Raw genomic sequence first — 16,215 nt, 5'->3', positions numbered from 1 at the left:
ATCGAAATGAAATTTTTTAACGTATTAACCTGTCTTATGAATAAGTTGTTATACAGTATTGAGGGAATAACATGGTCAATAAAGCACGCTTTACCAAGGGAATTAAACGCCAATCAACATGGGATTTACCCGATAACCAAGTGACCCCTGAGTCGGTTTTTAAAGACCGTCGCAATATTGTTAAAGCCCTAGGGTTTGGCGCTTTGGGTGCCAGTATTCCAGGTTATGTGCAAGCTGGTTTATTTGATTTTGGCAGCAATAAATCAACGCCTTCATTTACCACCTCACCATTGCAATTTGCCCAACCTAAAGCATTTGTTATACCAGACACCTTAACCCCAGAAAATAAAATTACCCGCCATAATAATTTTTATGAGTTTGGCACCAGTAAACAAGACCCTTTTGAAAACGCACAACAATTTAAGGTTAACCCCTGGTCACTGCAAATTGAAGGGTTAGTAGACAAGCCAATAACCTTAGATTTAGATGATTTAACTAAACGCTTTGCATTAGAAGAGCGCACCTACCGATTACGCTGTGTTGAAGCATGGTCTATGGTGGTGCCCTGGATCGGTTTTTCACTGGCCAGTTTATTAAAAGAAGCCAGGGTGAAATCATCCGCAACCCATGTTGCATTTGAAACCTTGTTTGACCCAGATCAAATGCCTGGGCAGAAAAGCCGCTTAATGGGTGGGGGAATTCATTACCCATATGTTGAAGGGCTTACTCTGGCTGAAGCAATGAATCCGTTGGCATTTCTGGCGGTCGGTTTATACGGCAAAACGCTGCCACCGCAAAATGGTGCGCCTGTTCGTTTAGTTGTACCGTGGAAATACGGCTTTAAAAGTATTAAATCGATTGTCAAAATTCGGGTTATGGACAAGCAACCACCCACCAGTTGGAATCAACTTGCGTCTAATGAGTATGGTTTTTATGCCAATGTTAACCCACAAGTGGATCATCCAAGATGGTCACAGGCATCGGAGCGAAGCATAGGTGAGGGCGGTTTGTTTTCTGCTAAACGCATTCCTACGCAAATGTTTAATGGTTATGGTGACTCAGTTGCAGATTTATACAAAAATCTCGACTTAAGGAAGTTTTATTAATGCGCATTACTCCACGTGGCTTGTGGTGGTTAAAAGGCGCTTTGCATATCGTCTTTATCTTGCCAATTATGTACCTAGTGTATTTGGTGTTAAGTGACAATGCTGGCGGTGACCCTGTGCAATATATTATTCATTATACTGGCATGGGCGGATTAAATAGTTTGTTGGCGGCATTAGTCGTGTCGCCTTTGGCCAAGTACCTCAAACAAGGGCTGTTATTACAAACACGGCGCTTAATTGGCTTATATGTTTTTGCCTATGCCACTTTACATATCATGGCATTTATTAGCCTAGATCTATTGTTCGCCTGGGGCTTTTTGTTCGAAGAAGTAGCCAAACGGCCTTATATATTAGTGGGTGCGATAGCTTATAGTATTTTGCTTTTACTCAGTGTGACTTCGTTTATGGCGATTAAGAAAAAAATGGGCAAGCGTTGGCAGCAATTGCATAACTGGGTTTATTTCGTCGCTTTATTGGCGCCAATTCATTTCTATTGGTCGGTTAAATCTGAAATTATTGAGCCCAGTATCTATATTATGATTTGTGTGTGTTTACTGTTCCTACGTCGGCATAAAATATTTAAGCGACGACAATAAAGTTACTGCCAAGCTTATTATTCTCAGCTAGGAGTATTTATTACCCTCACATTCTGACAAAATGAAAAGCGAGTAGTATAAGTGCAGGCCCTTGTTTCGCTTTGTTAATCCATTGCATAAATAGGCCGCAAATAAGGTATATACAATAACTCCAGCCATTATAGATACAAGCCTCATCCATGGGGCTTCTAAGTTAATCCTCATATCAATAAATTCTGCGGTACTAAATCCCCACACAAAAATGCTGCTTAGAATTAATCCTAGTTGCAATAATCGAGTGATAAAAACATGCTTTATAAACATTAATAAAGGTGATGTTGTGGTGATAACGGCCAATTCTATGTTGTTAAATCTTAGGAAGTGAGCCCCAATTAATAAATAAGCTAAGGTAATGATAAGCACTCTCCACCACATAGTCAGGCTCCTTTTGATAATTTGTCATTATCTTACGCTTGCTTAACAATGTGTTCTGTTTACTTGTTCATATAAATGGAGGTTTGAGCGCTAGAATGATGATTAAAAAATCAAAAGCAAAAAGCCAGCGGTTAAGCTGGCTTCTTTAATTTGGTCGGTATGAGAGGATTCGAACCTCCGACCCCTTCACCCCCAGCGAAGTGCGCTACCGAGCTGCGCTACATACCGAATGTTGTTGCATTACTAAGCTTCAAAAGGTGGGGTAAACTTAGTGAGCAAGCACTTTATCAATTGAACGAGCTTGGCGCAAGCACTTAGTTAATCAGCATTTATTGACTGATTATATTCTATTCAAGTTAACTCATTTGACGCTATTAGAAGGACGACTGCGGGTTAAATGCCATTAGCTAGTTTTGATATAGTCGGCGACCTTCACGCATGACTTGAATCAATTCAGGTGCACTCATTTTTTTGTTGAGTCGTTGTTCAAAGTTTGCATCGTATATGCGGTATTTTCCATATCGACCCAGAACTGTAATCTCATCTTTCTGATAAATCGCAAATTCACGACTATTGCCGATATATATCCAAGACTCTTGATTAGGTTCTAATAAACTTCTGCCTGAACTGTATTTCTCGCTAGCTGTTGTACAGCCTAATATTTTACTTAAAATCGTTGGCGCAATTCCGTAATGGCTGGTGCGGTAATGGGTTTCACTTGGACTAATGTTAGGCCAGTGGATGACTAATGGCACTTTAACATTGTCAGGTGATAAATCGCGCCTTGCATCTTCAATACTGCTGGTGAAAACCTGGCCATGGGTGCCAGTAATAAACACTATGGTATTGTCATCAATTTCAGGTAACAACTGACTAAGCTGGTTATCAATAAACTTTAAAGATTGACGGTATTGGTTAAATAGCACCTTTTGTGCCGGTTTTAACGATGTGGGTGCTTTAATGGTTTCAATCCCCAAAAAGCCTACCGGTGTATCGTAATCTTGCGGGGCAGTGAGGTTTAGCACCGCAAACCAGGGAGCGGTTTGATTATGTTGCCACTGATTCAATGCGGTAATACTTTGAATATCTGTGGTAGCGCTGCCATCATCACTGACACTAATATGGGGTTGAAACCCCTTAAACATAGCGCCGGTTGAAGCGAGTTCAGTCAGTGAGCGTGCCGTAAATAGTCCTAGCTGATAACCCTGACGAGTAAGCTCTTGATTGATGATGGGGGGGATAATGGTAAAGTCTTTCTTATCGCTATAATTGCCTTGTAAACCATACATTAAGGTAAACATACTGCTTTTAAATTGAGTGCCACCGGTATAATGCTGGGTAAAGTTAAGTGACTCGCGGGTGTACTGGCTTAAAAAAGGCATGGTGACGTCATCTACCATTGCGGCTTGTAAGCTATCAATAGCAATAACCAGCACATTGGTTTGAGTCTCTGTCTGACACTGCAATGGCTCAATAGGGTAATGTAAATTTGACGTTTTTTGGGAAGGTTCATCACTGGTCACTGTGTTGCCATCAACCCCGTGTGATTCCATAAAGGTTCTAGCCGTCGCTGGATATGAAACCAGGTACGCATCATCAAAACGAGTAATATCAGTGACATTGGCGGCATCAGCCCAAATATGAATTAAGTGGCTACTAATAAAACAGGTACCAACAAACAGCACTACTTTATTGCCCCACTGTTTCTTTTGAATTTTATCGATGCGTTTCCAAATGAAATTGGCAGCAGTCAGTTCGATAACAAGGATTACGATTGGCGTGATGATATAAGAGGTGCTATGCAATAGCGCATTTAAATCTTGCCAAGCTAAGTCAAACGCAAATGGGCTAAGATGGATGCCGTAATCATCATAAATAATGGTGTCGTAGAGCAAAATATACAAAGCCATTGACCCAACAAAGGCGGCATACCCTCGTAGAATTTTGGAGTAGGGCAAGAGTAGACTGACTGGGAAGATAAAAATCACATATACAATAAAGGCTAAAAATGTGAAATGCCCTATGGTACTTAACGCGAGATAGCCCCAACTTATAATAGAGTCTGGTTGGCCTACACTGCCAATATAACGGGAACCAATAATCATGGCGAGCAAGCCATTGAAAAAGGCAAACCAATGCCCCCAATTTATCAGGCGCGAGACTTTATCTCGTGTCATCTGCTTTCTACGCTCAATCATGCCTTAATGGATCCCTTATTACATAGATTATCGACAGCTAACCTGAATTAGTTAACTTACTTTCAATGTGTTATTTAATCGACTGAGTTAATGCCTTAGCAAACTGCTCTGCAACCATTTGACGTGATTCAGAAGGCACTTTCTTTTCTAATAAGTGAGAGACGCAATTGCCTAATACCATTAAGCTTAAATCGGTAGGGGCTTGATGTTTATTCAATAGTGCTAGCATCTCACTGATTAAGGCTTCTACTTGAGTGTTGCTGTATTTTGATTTAATGGCCATGTTTTTCTTGTCTGAATGAGTTCTCAATTGTGTTATATGATAACGGATTTCAATCAAGCTCGCCTCATGTTTTCTATACCTTCATGATTAAAATAGTTATATCATGGTCAGTCTCCTTAGCAGTATTTGACTTACCAAAGGTTATCGGATTTATGACGATTAATATTGAACAAGCCATTATTCACGAAATATCACTCGACAGTCAGGGGCAAATGGCCTGCCGTTTACGTCCGCAACCTTTATTAAATAGTAAAGCGGTTGAGGCTATGCTTGAAGAGTTGCACCAGACTTACTCAAGTAAAGCGGGCAAAGGCTTTGGCTATTTTGGTGTGCCAAATGAAGACGGTGATGCTAATGATGCCTTTGCTAACGCGCTTCAATCTTACCGTGAAGGTCAGTCGGGCTTTGTTGATTTTACAGTGACCGCCAGTAAGTTACTGCAGCAAGAATTAACTAAGTATGACTTCTCCCAAGGCGGTTTTTTATTGATGTCATGTTATTCAGCCATGGCGAGTGATTATCTTTTTGTTGCGCTGCTGAGTGCTAAATCATCCATGACAGTGCTAGATGATATGGAATTGTCACAGAATAATCATTTAGATTTAAATAATATTCAATTAGCTGCGCGAATTGACCTAACCGAATTGCAGGCCGATAAAGCGTCAAAAAAATATATCTCATTTATTCGGGGCAGAGCGGGCCGAAAAGTAGCTGATTTCTTTTTAGATTTTATGGGTTGTGTTGAGGGCGTAAATACTAAAGCACAGAACAAAACATTGATAAATGCGGTTGAAGACTTTGTTGCTGGTAGTGAGTTAACCAAGGATGAACGTCAGCAATGCCGCGACAAAGTGTTTGAGTATTGCGCTGAACGTGCCGATGTTGGTGCTGATATTGAAGTGAAAGATTTGGGTGATGAATTGGCCGATCAGGGTATGGAATCATTTTATGATTTTGCCTGCGGTGGAAATTATGAATTAGATGACGAATTTCCTGCAGATAAAGCCAGTCTTCGTAGTTTGAAAAAGTTCTCTGGTACTGGTGGTGGTGTAACCCTCAGTTTTGACGGTGGCCATTTAGGCGAGAGAGTTATTTACGACCCTATTTCAGATACCATTTTAATAAAAGGTGTTCCCGCGAATTTAAAAGATCAATTAGATCGTCGATTAAAGGGTGAATAGTCAGTGTGTTATTCAAAGCTGACTTTTTTAAAAATAGTGAGTATAAAAGCAGCATTTTAAAATTAAGTGCCTACCAAAGGCACTTTTTTGAAGCTGTTAAAGGGTCAAAATGCCAGGTTGAGACTATATTGCACTATAAATGGGTATTAATTGTGTTTTTTACTTTTCATTGGATTGGAAATTAGTAAACTAGCACCAGTTTTTACCAACATCCTGCTGTGTTACACAATAGTGTGAACCATATGCAAATGGGGGACTTCTATGATCACCGCTTACGCCTACAAAAATCATCAGCTTACGATGACTGAACTTTCTGTTGAAGACTCTTTACCTGATAATATTCTCTGGCTGGATTTATATAAACCTAATGAGGAGCAACGTCATTGGCTGCGTCACTTTTCTGCAGAGGAAGTGTCTGACGAGGAAGATATCAACGAAATTGAAGCGTCAGCTCGATTTTTCCAAAACCAAGATGGTTTGCACATTAACTCGTTATTTCCACAACGTGTTGGCTCAGATGTGAGAGCCGTAAACGTTTCGTTTAATTTACGTCAAAATTTTCTATTAACCATACGTGAAGAAGATATCGGCTTAATTCGTTTGCTTCGAAATTATATGCGTTTAGGTCGGCTAGATACTGATACCCCAGAAGGTTTGTTATTAGAGTTATTCACCCTTAAAGTAGATTATCTATCCGATTTGATTGAAGATGTGTATAGCGTGCTGGATAATTTGAGTGAGCAGGTTTTTAATGACGAAGAATTAGATGCCGTATTTAAACAGATTACTTTACAAGAAGATTCTAATGGTAAAATTCGCTTAAGTTTACTTGATACCCAGCGTTCACTGCGTTATTTACAGCGTTATTATCGACAACATTTGGCCGATGATAACTTGAAAGATATTCGAGAAATGTTATCTGATATTGAATCTTTGATGCCACATAGCCAATTTATTTTTGATAAATTAAAATTTTTGCTTGATGCCGCAATGGGTTTTAGTGGTTTGCAACAAAATAAGATTATTAAAATTTTCTCGGTATCGGCAGTGGTATTTTTACCCCCCACCTTGATTGCCAGTAGTTATGGGATGAACTTTGCTTTTATGCCTGAATTAGATTGGCGCTTAGGTTATCCAATGGCGGTTGGGTTAATGTTTGCCAGTGCCGCGGGCACTTACTTCTTTTTTAAACAAAAAGGCTGGCTGTAGCATATATGCAAGTCTGAAAAAATGGGCAGATTAATATTGCCTATTTTTGTAGGTTAATGATGTCCACATTAACCTTTACCAAACCCATAGCTAATGGATTCTCTTGGATTTAAATACTTATAAATTTTATCGGGTAAAGCCGCTGCAGGAAGACTTCTTATAATACTCATGCCTTCTTTTTCTAACTCAATTATTGGAGATTGTACTAAAGGAACAATAGGATCGTATGCAACGATTGACGGATATAAAATATTATTTAAATTCACCGACATCACTAACCCAAAATGACCATTAGACAATTCTACAATGCTACCAGGTGGATAAACCCCAAGCATTTTAATTAATTTTTGCACGTATTCAGTGTTTAATTTACTTTTATAATTTCTGTATAATAAGCCTAAGGCAACACTGGGGGTTTTGGCTTTGATAAAATGGCCGCCATTGCATAAATTATCGTATGTGTTGACTACAGCGATAAGTTGAGAGAATTTATCTAGCTGACCCGCTTTTAATCCTTGCGGGCTGCCACTGCCATCTAGATACTCATGATGATTGGCTATCATAGGTTTGGCTTCTTCTGGAAAGGTGTCAGCTAGCTTTAAAAAGTTAATACTCATTAAAGGGTGCTGTTTTACTAAGTTGTCTTCTGGTGTTGATAATGGCACCACTTTATTCAAGATATTAGAGGGGACTTTTAATTTACCAATATCATGAAATAAGCAGCCAATACCCAATAACTCTATCTCTTCTTTGCTCCAGCCAAGCTCTTTCGCCATTAACATACACACCATGGACACATTTAATGAGTGGTGATGGATAACATCCTTAGGGTTGGCATTTTTCATCAAGTGTAAAGCAAGATTATCTTCGTCAAGTAATAGCTTGGTTAGATTACTGATCAGATCTTTGGCATCACTGACAGCATTGAGTGGCCGGCTGGCTATTTTCGCCACCATGGTGTGCATCATTGATACTGAGCGTTGAAATTGTTCCTCAGTTTTTTTGATATTGCGTTTTAGCTTTTGTTGCTTATCGATACGTTCAGATTTGTAATCAAGCATACCTTGTTTTATGGTATCAAGTGATGCTTTATCAAGCGTTTCTGGCTCTATTGGCATCTCTGTGGTAACAGGCTGAATATCGCTTCGCTCTGGGTCGTAAAAAACATCTTTTACCCCTAATGACTTAATTAACTCAATTTGAGTTTGTGAGGTAATTTTGAATTTACTGAATAAAAATGGATGATCTTTCCATGAGATAGGCAAGTTAACGTAAACACCAACTTTTAGTCCTGATACAGCAATTTTGACGTTTTTTTTCATAAAAGTGGGTGATTAGGCTCAGGTAAAATTCATAGATAGATATCGTTAAGCGTCAAGGGTGAATAAAATTCAGTCAGACTTTACAAATAGATAAGTTACATGCAGCATATTAACATTAACTTTAAAAATTAAGCAGTGAATTATGGACTTTATTGAAGTATACCCTAATGCGATTAGTGATGAATTATGTGACAAGTTGATTGATGCGATAACACATCATCCAAGTGTGATCCAAGGCGTTACTGGTAATGGCGTTGATCTCAGTAAGAAGTTTAGTCGTGATCTTATGTTAGATCAACATGCTGACTTAGCCGAGTTACGCAATGAATTATTGCAGTTAACACTGGCCAATAGCGTTGATTACTTTAAAAAGTATGCATTAGCATTGATGGGAGCTGTGTCAGTATCGGTTAATGATGAAAATGGCCAACCTGTAGCGCTGCAACCTGAAAACTTTGATAAGTTAGGCGCCGATAAAGTTAACGCGATTGTGCGTTATTTATTTCGCAGTGGCACGATTAATATACAGCATTATCAGCAAGGGAAAGGTGGTTATCCTCATTGGCATTCTGAACAATTCCCTCAGGAAGGCCACAATGAAGCCTTACATAGAGTCGTGCTTTATATGTTCTACTTAAATGATGTTGAAGAAGGCGGGGAAACGGAGTTTTATTATCAGCAGCAAAAAATAAAACCCAGAAAAGGGACAATGGTTATAGCACCTGCGGGCTTTACCCATAGTCATCGGGGTAATATTCCCTTAAGCAGTGATAAATTTATCGCCACCTCATGGATTATGTTTAATCGTGCTGAACACTTGTACGCTGCGATTAAGCCCAGCGCTACCAATAAATAAGTTCGCCAAAATTATAAATTGACCTGAGTGATAAACTCAGCAATTAACTTAAACCATAAATGATTTTAACCCTAGATGGGTCTATGTCATAAAAGGGATGCGATATGCTTTTTTATTGGCTGGTATTGGGGAGTTCTATAATAAAAGAAGCCCCCTCTAAATGGCTGGTTTGTATTTGAAAGGTGCCAGCGTAACTGCTAACAAGCTCAAAACAAACAGCTAAGCCAATACCTTGACCATTATGTTGAGTATCCGCTCGCACTCCCCGTTGAAATATTTTTTGTTTGTAGGCTTCTTCAACGCCAGGGCCATCGTCATCTACTTGTAACCTTAGCAAGCCGTTATACTGCTGAACGGTGACTTCAATCGTACTGATACAAAATTTAGCGGCATTTTCAATCAAATTACCGCACAATTCCATTAAATCTCCTTTACTGACCGGAAAAGCTAACTCATCAGGGCAGTGAATAATGAAGTTAATATTTTTTCTTTGATATAATTTTGACAACATTAATACCAGTTGCTCTAGTATAGGTTTTATCTCAGTGTGTTCTTTTAATAAGCCTTGTCTGCCCATCATAGCGCGTTTTAACTGGTACTTAACTAAATGGTCCATGTCTTCTATTTGGGTTAGTATTTGGCTCTCTTTATCCTTTGCATTTAGAGAGGTATCATCAATTAGTGCAATACTAGCGGCCAGTCGCGTTTTTAAACTGTGAGCTAAGTCATTCATCGCATTTTGATAACGAGTTTGACGTTGCTGATTTTGATCCAACAGTTGATTTAATGATTGGGTAATTTCCTGTAACTCGACAGGATAATCATTTGACAGATTTTGCTGTTTACCCTGCTTAAGTTTGAGCAACTCCTGCTTTAATTGCTTCAGTGGCAGCATCCCCCAGTAAGCGGCACTAACGAGTAAGAAAAATGCTGCACCTAATACAATAGCAAGCCTGAAATAAGTAAGACGATTAAACTTTTTAAGTTCTTTTTTTATGGCTTCAGCATCTTGCAGTATTAATAGATGGAACGGCTTACCCTCAATTAAAGTGCTGAGTTTAAAGACTAAGTAAGTGTGCAAGCCTTCAAATTCCAGAAAGTAAGCTTGAGAGTCGTTTTTGATGAGGTTATATTTTTCACAAATGTTAGTCAGCGATAAGTCTTTAGCCAGTTCAGAGCGCCATAAGCTTGTATATTGCTCGTCACAGGTAGCCATTATGTAGCTGGTTTCAATATTATCGTTATCTTGTGCTTCGGTAATAGGGACTAAGTTATTCTCGCGAAACTCTGCGGCAATGATTGGCAGCTCGGCAATATAATCAGCCGTGATCTGAGTATAACGATTTTGGGCATTCAATAATGTTACCAGCCAGGCAAATCCAAACCCCACTAAGGCGATAATGCTTAAGGAGGTAATAAACATCCTGGTGAGTAAACGTTTCTGCGGTTTCATGATTAGTTGCATGGTAAATTGAATTTATATCCTTGGCCGCGTATTGTCATGATGGCGTCTTCGATACCGCCGTGGGCTAATTTTTTTCTCAAACGGCTTACCATTACTTCAATTGTGTTAGGGTCACCTTCTTTATCGGCATAAACCACATCTAATAAGCGTTGTTTAGCCACCACCTCATGGTTGTGGCGCATTAGGTACTCCAATATGTGGTATTCAAATGCAGTTATGTCTAAATGGCTGTCATTAAGGGACACTTGCTTACTGGCTAAATCCACTGACAGCGTGCCACAGGTGATAATTGATTTTACAAATCCTGCACTGCGACGCACCAATGCATCAAGACGAGCAATTAACTCTTCTTTTTGAAACGGTTTAACTAAATAATCATCAGCACCGGCATTGAGACCTTCGACTTTATCTTGCCAGTTTACTCTGGCAGTAAGAATGAGGATCGGGGCAGTAACATTAGCGTCCCGAATGGACTTTATTAAACTAATACCGTCTTGATCGGGTAGACCTAAGTCGACAATAGCAATATCAATTGGGTAATTACTGGCTTGATAAAAGCCTTCTTGAGCCGTCGCAGCTATTTGAACTTGATTACCCAGTTCGCTCAACTGCACTTTTAAGTGATGAGATAAAATGGGATCGTCTTCTATCACTAAAATTCGCATGTTCAGCTCCTGATGCTAAATGCTTAAGTGTAAGTACTTTGAGACTGCTTGTTGTTTGATTAATACTTTAAAAATCGTTAATTAAATTCACAGCAATAGTAACTGAAACACCGATAAAAATAATACCGACTAGCAGATCAATAATGTGGCTCACGTTTAATAATTTACTTTGAATTAACGGTTTGGATAACACGAGTGCTAATAAGCTGAACCAGATAAGTGACAAGAAGAATAATAGCGTGGTCGCCGCAATTTTTGTTATTAAATTTACATCAGGGGTTATCAAAACAGTAAATAAAGTGATAAAAAAAATCAACGCTTTAGGATTGAATAAATTAGTCAGTAAGCCAATTTTAAAGCCTTTTAGCGATCCGAAACTGGCCGTGTTTGGTTTGTCTGTTGTTAATGTTTGCATCGTTTTTTCGGTTGAAGCGGCTATTGATTTAAAGCGGCTTAACGCGGATTTTAGCGCTTGAAATCCCATCCAGGCTAAATAACTTACTCCAACACATTGCACTATGGTATAGGCAAGAGGTGATTGACGGATCATTAAACTTATCCCCAACAAGGATAATAATGTATGAATTAAAATGGCGATGGCGATGCCAAGAGCACAAGCGACGGCAGTGTTTCGGCTTTGTTGACTAGCCATTTTAACAATAATGGCAAAATCAGGACCTGGACTGATCAACGCAATAGTATGAATAACGGCCAAGCTAGCAAGTAGGGTGAAGTCCATTCAAATTCCTGATTTATAATACTTTGTTTTATTATTTATAAAGGAAAAATAAAAAAGGCGCAATCAATGCGCCTTTAATAATTGAACAAATAATTCAATGATAGTTAATTTTTTGATGCAGCCTTAGTGTTCAACACTTGCTGTTCAAAACTTGTAGCCGCTTTACCCGCTTGAGAGTCATTAAAGATATCTTCATTGAATGCATCTTCAGACTTAGCAATTATCACAGTGGCAACCGTATCACCGGTGACGTTTACAGCGGTTCTTATCATATCGAGTAAGCGATCTACACCAATGATTAATGCAATGCCTTCTACCGGTAAGCCTACTTGATTCAACACCATTGCAAGCATAATAAGTCCAACACCAGGAACCCCAGCGGTACCAATTGACGCTAAGGTAGCAGTTACAACGACCATAGCGTAATCAGTTAAGCTTAATTCAATGCCAAATACCTGGGCGATAAATACCGTCGCCACACCTTGCATTATTGCAGTACCATCCATATTAATGGTGGCGCCTAACGGAAGTGTAAATGAAGCAATTTTGTTATCTACCCCCATACGATGTTCGGAGGCTTCAATGGTGACAGGTAAAGTAGCGTTTGAGCTTGCTGTACTAAAAGCAAACAATTGCACATCTCTCATTTTACGTAAAAACATCAGTGGGTTTAAGCCAGAAAATACTTTTAACAGAATAGGATATACAACTAATCCTTGAATGAGCAGTACCACAACCACAAGTAAGAAGTATTTGACCACACTGCCAAATGTCTCCATTCCGAGTGTTAAGCTTAATTTTGCCATTAAGGCGAAAACACCATAGGGTGCTAACTGCATCACTAGGGTAACAACGCGCATGATCACTTCGTTGATGTCATTAAAGAAACGGGCAACACGTTCGCCACGTTCACCAATATGAGATATCGCAAAACCAAATATGACCGCAAATAAAATGATTTGCAGCATGTTGCCTTGAGTCATAGCTTGAATAGGATTATCTGGCACTATATTGATAATCACCTCTGACAAGCTTGGGGCTTCTTTTACCGTATACTCCATAGTCGAACTAACTAAACTGGCATTGCCAGGGTGAACCAAAATTGCGGCCACGATAGAAATGGTAAGCGCAATAGCAGTGGTAAATAGATAGAAAGATATGGTTTTACCGCCTAGTCGGCCTAATTTGGAAGGATCACTTAAAGAACAAGTACCGCACACTAATGATACAAAAACGAGTGGGACAACAAGCATTTTTAAGCTGGAGATAAAAATTGCACCTAAAACGTGCAATAAACCTTCAGTAATGTAGTCTTTAATAAATACGCTGTCTGGAAAGATATTTCTTAAAAGCAGGCCTAATATTATACCTGTACCCATACCGATTAAAATTTTACTTGTAAGTCCGAGCTGTCTTTTATTGCTCACAATCTTTCCTTCCAATTATTTTTTTAAGTATTGTTTGGCTGATAGACTAAAGCGTAGCAGGAAAACTTTAGTTATGAAATGGTATAAAAGTTAAAGTTTATACTAAAATGTACCGATTAAACTGACCATGTTGTGGCATAGTTATCAGATATTTGTGTATTATTGTTCAATAGGTAACTATTATAAATCATAAGTATTATTTTAATGTAACAGGGAGCCTGACAATGAAGTCAGCAATTAAAGTCTATATAACGTTAATTTGTTCGTTTTTACTCTTCGCTTGTGGCGGCGGTGGCGGCGGCATTACAGAAGATGGTAGTGGTGATGGTGGCACTGCTCCTGTGACTATTTCAGTCGCGTTATCAATTAACAATACTCAAGTGTCTGTTGCAGAGCCTGCAATTATTACTGCTACCGTTACCGACTCTAAAGGTCAACCCGTAAACACTTTAGTCAGTTTCAAATTAAACGATGACAGTTACGGTACTTTCTCACCGGGAACGGGTCAGGTTGCAACAAACTCTAATGGTGTAGCCTCTGTGACGTTAAACACGGCATCGGTAAATACTGGGGCAAGTGTTACTGCAACAATTACTTCAGGCGAAACCGCGTCGGTAAATGTCACTATGGTCGGTGATGGCGGTGAAGCAGGTGGCGGTTCACAAGTATCATTAGTGTTGACCAATGCTGCTGGGGCAACCGTTCAAACTATTAGTACACTGTCTCCGGGTAAATTAACCGCGACAGTGACAGGTATTTCCAAGCCAACGATTGTGACTTTTGAGTCTGATATTGGTGATCTGCCGATTAAAACCGCAGTAACAAATGCTCAAGGTAAAGCAACTGTAGATATATATGCAGGTAGCTCATTAGGTGCAGGTGAAGTGCGTGCAACCTTACCGACTAACGAAGTAGGCAAAACCATCGTGGTTGTTGGCGCAACCAATGTTGTTATGGGGAGTGGTTCAGGCACTACATTTGTAGCAGGGCAAGCTGAAGTCAGTACCACAGATTTGTCAGCTGGTGGTACAGCAACCATTACCGTGCGAATTCAAGATGATCTAGGCCAACCTTTTAATCAGCCCGTTGATGTGAATTTTTCATCTACGTGTGCGACCAAAAATCCTGCTCAAGCGGAATTAAGTTCACCAGTTTCGTCAAGTAATGGTGTTGCTACCTCAACTTATTTAGCGCAAGGTTGTGTTGGCGAAGATCAAATAAATGTCACTGCTAATGCAGGGGGCATAAGCTTATCTGCGGTAGGCACTATTAATGTATTGCAAGCAGATGTAGGCAGTATTTCATTTGTATCAGCTGTACCTGAAAATATTAGTATTCTAGGTACTGGCGGGATTGAATCTTCAACGGTTAAGTTTAAAGTATTAGATAAAAATAGTAATCCGGTTAGCAATCAGTCGGTATCATTTGCATTGAATACTAAGGTTGGTGGCGTGGCTATTACACCCGTTATAGCTACAACAAACAATTTAGGTATAGTTCAAACAGTTGTTAACACTGGTACTGTTGCCACATCATTACGTGTGACAGCAAAAGTTGAAAATGGTGCTGTGCCAGCTATATCAAGCCAATCAAAACAATTAATCGTTTCTACCGGCATTCCTGACCAAGACAGCTTCTCGCTTTCGGCTGAATATGTAAATGCTGAAGGTTGGGATATCGACGGGACAGAAGTGACAGTGACCGCTCGTATGGCGGATGCATTTAACAACCCTGTACCAGATGGAACAACAGTGTCATTCACCACAGAAGGTGGCTCTATTGAAGATGCATGTCAAACGGTAAAAGGTGCATGTTCTGTTAAATGGACTAGCCAATTACCAAGACCAGAAGGTGAAGTGTTAATTAATGGCACTGGTGCTATGTTCCGCAATCCAAATTCAACCTTAGCTTATGATGCTGCATTGAATGTATATGGTAATATTTACGGCCAAAAATACGGTGGTCGTGCAACGATTACCGCGACAGCCATTGGTGAAGAATCTTTCCCTGATTTAAATGGTAATGGTCGATTTGACGCAAGTGAATTGAATGAATTCACTACAGGTGTTGATGTTACTGGTCAAGCATTTGACTTGAATGATGCATTTAATGATTACAACGAAGATACTTTGTTTAACCCTCAACAGGCGGGTGGACAAAATGGTGGTGCATTAGAAGAGTTAGTTGATTTTAACTCAAATGGCACGTTTGATGTTAAAGATGGATTGTACAACGGCGTATTGTGTTCTTCACCTGCACATGCAGGTTGTGCAGATGGCGTGAGCAACTCTAAATCACTGTATGTTCGTCGTAGTTTAGTTATGGTGATGTCAGGTAGTACTGCGTACGCAACAGAACATAGTCAAATCCTAATAGATGATAGAGATGGTCAGCATTATGGTGGCAATATTACTATCGTTGGTAAAGGTGCTGCATCAGTATTTTTCACTATTTCTGATTTACATAACCAACAAATGCCAGCTGGCTCAATTGTCAGATTTAAAACATCAGCGGGTTCAGTTGTTAGTGCAAGTGAGTATGTGTGGCCAAGCAGCAGTTATAATGGTGGTCGCGACTTTGGTGTAACAATTAAAGGTGAGGATGAGCCTAACTCTGGTGTATTCTTGGTTGAGGTTGAAACACCTAATGGATTAGTTACCGAAGTTGTTTCCATTGGCGTAAACATTCTGTAATAACGCATTAATCATAAATACTAAGGGCGCAGTTAGCGCCCTTTTTATTTACGTAAAAAAG

13 protein-coding genes and 1 tRNA gene are annotated in these 16,215 nt (G+C 39.5%); 6 read left to right on the top strand and 8 right to left on the bottom strand.

Annotated elements, in window-relative coordinates:
- The first annotated feature begins 71 nt into the window (after nt 1–71).
- Both msrP and msrQ read left to right on the top strand, forming a co-directional pair.
- Nucleotides 72–1,106 (top strand): protein-methionine-sulfoxide reductase catalytic subunit MsrP, encoded by a 1,035-nt coding sequence (gene msrP / locus L0B17_RS13085; protein ID WP_235085395.1) that lies wholly within the window; start codon nt 72–74, stop codon nt 1,104–1,106.
- A complete protein-coding gene (msrQ, locus tag L0B17_RS13080) occupies nt 1,106–1,702 on the top strand; it encodes a protein-methionine-sulfoxide reductase heme-binding subunit MsrQ (RefSeq protein ID WP_235085393.1) in 597 nt (198 codons plus the stop codon). The genes msrP and msrQ overlap by 1 nt, the downstream gene beginning before the upstream one ends.
- A 565-nt stretch (nt 1,703–2,267) precedes the next feature.
- Here msrQ and L0B17_RS13070 read toward each other — a convergent pair.
- The 3 genes from L0B17_RS13070 to L0B17_RS13060 all read right to left on the bottom strand — a co-directional run bounded on the left by L0B17_RS13070 (nt 2,268) and on the right by L0B17_RS13060 (nt 4,597).
- Nucleotides 2,268–2,344, bottom strand: a tRNA-Pro gene (locus tag L0B17_RS13070).
- Between the two features lie 179 nt (nt 2,345–2,523).
- Nucleotides 2,524–4,314 carry a DUF3413 domain-containing protein gene (locus tag L0B17_RS13065; RefSeq protein WP_235085390.1) on the bottom strand — a complete coding sequence of 597 codons (1,791 nt, stop codon included), beginning with the start codon at nt 4,312–4,314 and terminating at the stop codon, nt 2,524–2,526.
- Between the two features lie 70 nt (nt 4,315–4,384).
- On the bottom strand, nt 4,385–4,597 hold the full coding sequence (locus L0B17_RS13060; RefSeq protein ID WP_235085388.1) for a YejL family protein: 213 nt from the start codon (nt 4,595–4,597) through the stop codon (nt 4,385–4,387).
- Nucleotides 4,598–4,749: 152 nt separating this feature from the next.
- On the opposite strand from L0B17_RS13060, the gene yejK reads away from it, so the two are divergent.
- Both yejK and corA read left to right on the top strand, forming a co-directional pair.
- Nucleotides 4,750–5,778 (top strand): nucleoid-associated protein YejK, encoded by a 1,029-nt coding sequence (gene yejK, locus L0B17_RS13055; RefSeq protein WP_235085386.1) that lies wholly within the window; start codon nt 4,750–4,752, stop codon nt 5,776–5,778.
- A gap of 261 nt (nt 5,779–6,039) precedes the next feature.
- Nucleotides 6,040–6,987 carry a magnesium/cobalt transporter CorA gene (corA, locus tag L0B17_RS13050; protein WP_235085384.1) on the top strand — a complete coding sequence of 316 codons (948 nt, stop codon included), beginning with the start codon at nt 6,040–6,042 and terminating at the stop codon, nt 6,985–6,987.
- Nucleotides 6,988–7,055: 68 nt separating this feature from the next.
- Here corA and L0B17_RS13045 read toward each other — a convergent pair whose 3' ends face one another.
- Nucleotides 7,056–8,309, bottom strand: coding sequence for an HD-GYP domain-containing protein (locus L0B17_RS13045; protein ID WP_235085383.1), 1,254 nt, complete (start codon nt 8,307–8,309; stop codon nt 7,056–7,058).
- 142 nt (nt 8,310–8,451) lie between these two features.
- On the opposite strand from L0B17_RS13045, the gene L0B17_RS13040 reads away from it, so the two are divergent.
- Nucleotides 8,452–9,165: a 2OG-Fe(II) oxygenase gene (locus L0B17_RS13040; protein WP_235085381.1), complete on the top strand. Its 714-nt coding sequence runs from the start codon at nt 8,452–8,454 to the stop codon at nt 9,163–9,165.
- Between the two features lie 112 nt (nt 9,166–9,277).
- Here the strand turns inward: L0B17_RS13040 and L0B17_RS13035 are convergent, their stop codons facing one another.
- The 4 genes from L0B17_RS13035 to L0B17_RS13020 all read right to left on the bottom strand — a co-directional run bounded on the left by L0B17_RS13035 (nt 9,278) and on the right by L0B17_RS13020 (nt 13,413).
- Nucleotides 9,278–10,630 carry an ATP-binding protein gene (locus tag L0B17_RS13035; protein ID WP_235085380.1) on the bottom strand — a complete coding sequence of 451 codons (1,353 nt, stop codon included), beginning with the start codon at nt 10,628–10,630 and terminating at the stop codon, nt 9,278–9,280.
- Nucleotides 10,621–11,295, bottom strand: coding sequence for a response regulator (locus tag L0B17_RS13030; RefSeq protein ID WP_235085378.1), 675 nt, complete (start codon nt 11,293–11,295; stop codon nt 10,621–10,623). Before L0B17_RS13030 ends, L0B17_RS13035 begins: the two co-directional genes overlap by 10 nt.
- A 67-nt stretch (nt 11,296–11,362) precedes the next feature.
- Complete coding sequence (locus L0B17_RS13025) at nt 11,363–12,034, bottom strand: LysE family translocator (protein WP_235085376.1); 672 nt, start codon at nt 12,032–12,034, stop codon at nt 11,363–11,365.
- Nucleotides 12,035–12,138: 104 nt separating this feature from the next.
- Nucleotides 12,139–13,413 (bottom strand): dicarboxylate/amino acid:cation symporter, encoded by a 1,275-nt coding sequence (locus L0B17_RS13020; protein ID WP_235089812.1) that lies wholly within the window; start codon nt 13,411–13,413, stop codon nt 12,139–12,141.
- A gap of 272 nt (nt 13,414–13,685) precedes the next feature.
- Between L0B17_RS13020 and L0B17_RS13015 the strand changes: the two genes are divergently transcribed.
- Nucleotides 13,686–16,154: a hypothetical protein gene (locus L0B17_RS13015; RefSeq protein WP_235085374.1), complete on the top strand. Its 2,469-nt coding sequence runs from the start codon at nt 13,686–13,688 to the stop codon at nt 16,152–16,154.
- The last annotated feature ends 61 nt before the right edge of the window (nt 16,155–16,215 follow it).

The organism is Shewanella sp. OMA3-2 (assembly GCF_021513195.1).
In the GTDB taxonomy this organism is placed as follows: domain Bacteria; phylum Pseudomonadota; class Gammaproteobacteria; order Enterobacterales; family Shewanellaceae; genus Shewanella.
The sequence above is the reverse complement of the archived record's forward strand: the minus strand, read 5'-3'. Positions and strand labels throughout refer to the sequence as shown.

Bases quoted from the DNA above. Each gene is read 5' to 3' on its own strand.
- msrP (WP_235085395.1), top strand. From the start codon at position 72: ATGGTCAATAAAGCACGCTTTACCAAGGGAATTAAACGCCAATCAACA.
- msrQ (WP_235085393.1), top strand. From the start codon at position 1,106: ATGCGCATTACTCCACGTGGCTTGTGGTGGTTAAAAGGCGCTTTGCAT.
- L0B17_RS13065 (WP_235085390.1), bottom strand. From the start codon at position 4,314: ATGATTGAGCGTAGAAAGCAGATGACACGAGATAAAGTCTCGCGCCTG.
- L0B17_RS13060 (WP_235085388.1), bottom strand. From the start codon at position 4,597: ATGGCCATTAAATCAAAATACAGCAACACTCAAGTAGAAGCCTTAATC.
- yejK (WP_235085386.1), top strand. From the start codon at position 4,750: ATGACGATTAATATTGAACAAGCCATTATTCACGAAATATCACTCGAC.
- corA (WP_235085384.1), top strand. From the start codon at position 6,040: ATGATCACCGCTTACGCCTACAAAAATCATCAGCTTACGATGACTGAA.
- L0B17_RS13045 (WP_235085383.1), bottom strand. From the start codon at position 8,309: ATGAAAAAAAACGTCAAAATTGCTGTATCAGGACTAAAAGTTGGTGTT.
- L0B17_RS13040 (WP_235085381.1), top strand. From the start codon at position 8,452: ATGGACTTTATTGAAGTATACCCTAATGCGATTAGTGATGAATTATGT.
- L0B17_RS13035 (WP_235085380.1), bottom strand. From the start codon at position 10,630: ATGCAACTAATCATGAAACCGCAGAAACGTTTACTCACCAGGATGTTT.
- L0B17_RS13030 (WP_235085378.1), bottom strand. From the start codon at position 11,295: ATGCGAATTTTAGTGATAGAAGACGATCCCATTTTATCTCATCACTTA.
- L0B17_RS13025 (WP_235085376.1), bottom strand. From the start codon at position 12,034: ATGGACTTCACCCTACTTGCTAGCTTGGCCGTTATTCATACTATTGCG.
- L0B17_RS13020 (WP_235089812.1), bottom strand. From the start codon at position 13,413: ATGGGTACAGGTATAATATTAGGCCTGCTTTTAAGAAATATCTTTCCA.
- L0B17_RS13015 (WP_235085374.1), top strand. From the start codon at position 13,686: ATGAAGTCAGCAATTAAAGTCTATATAACGTTAATTTGTTCGTTTTTA.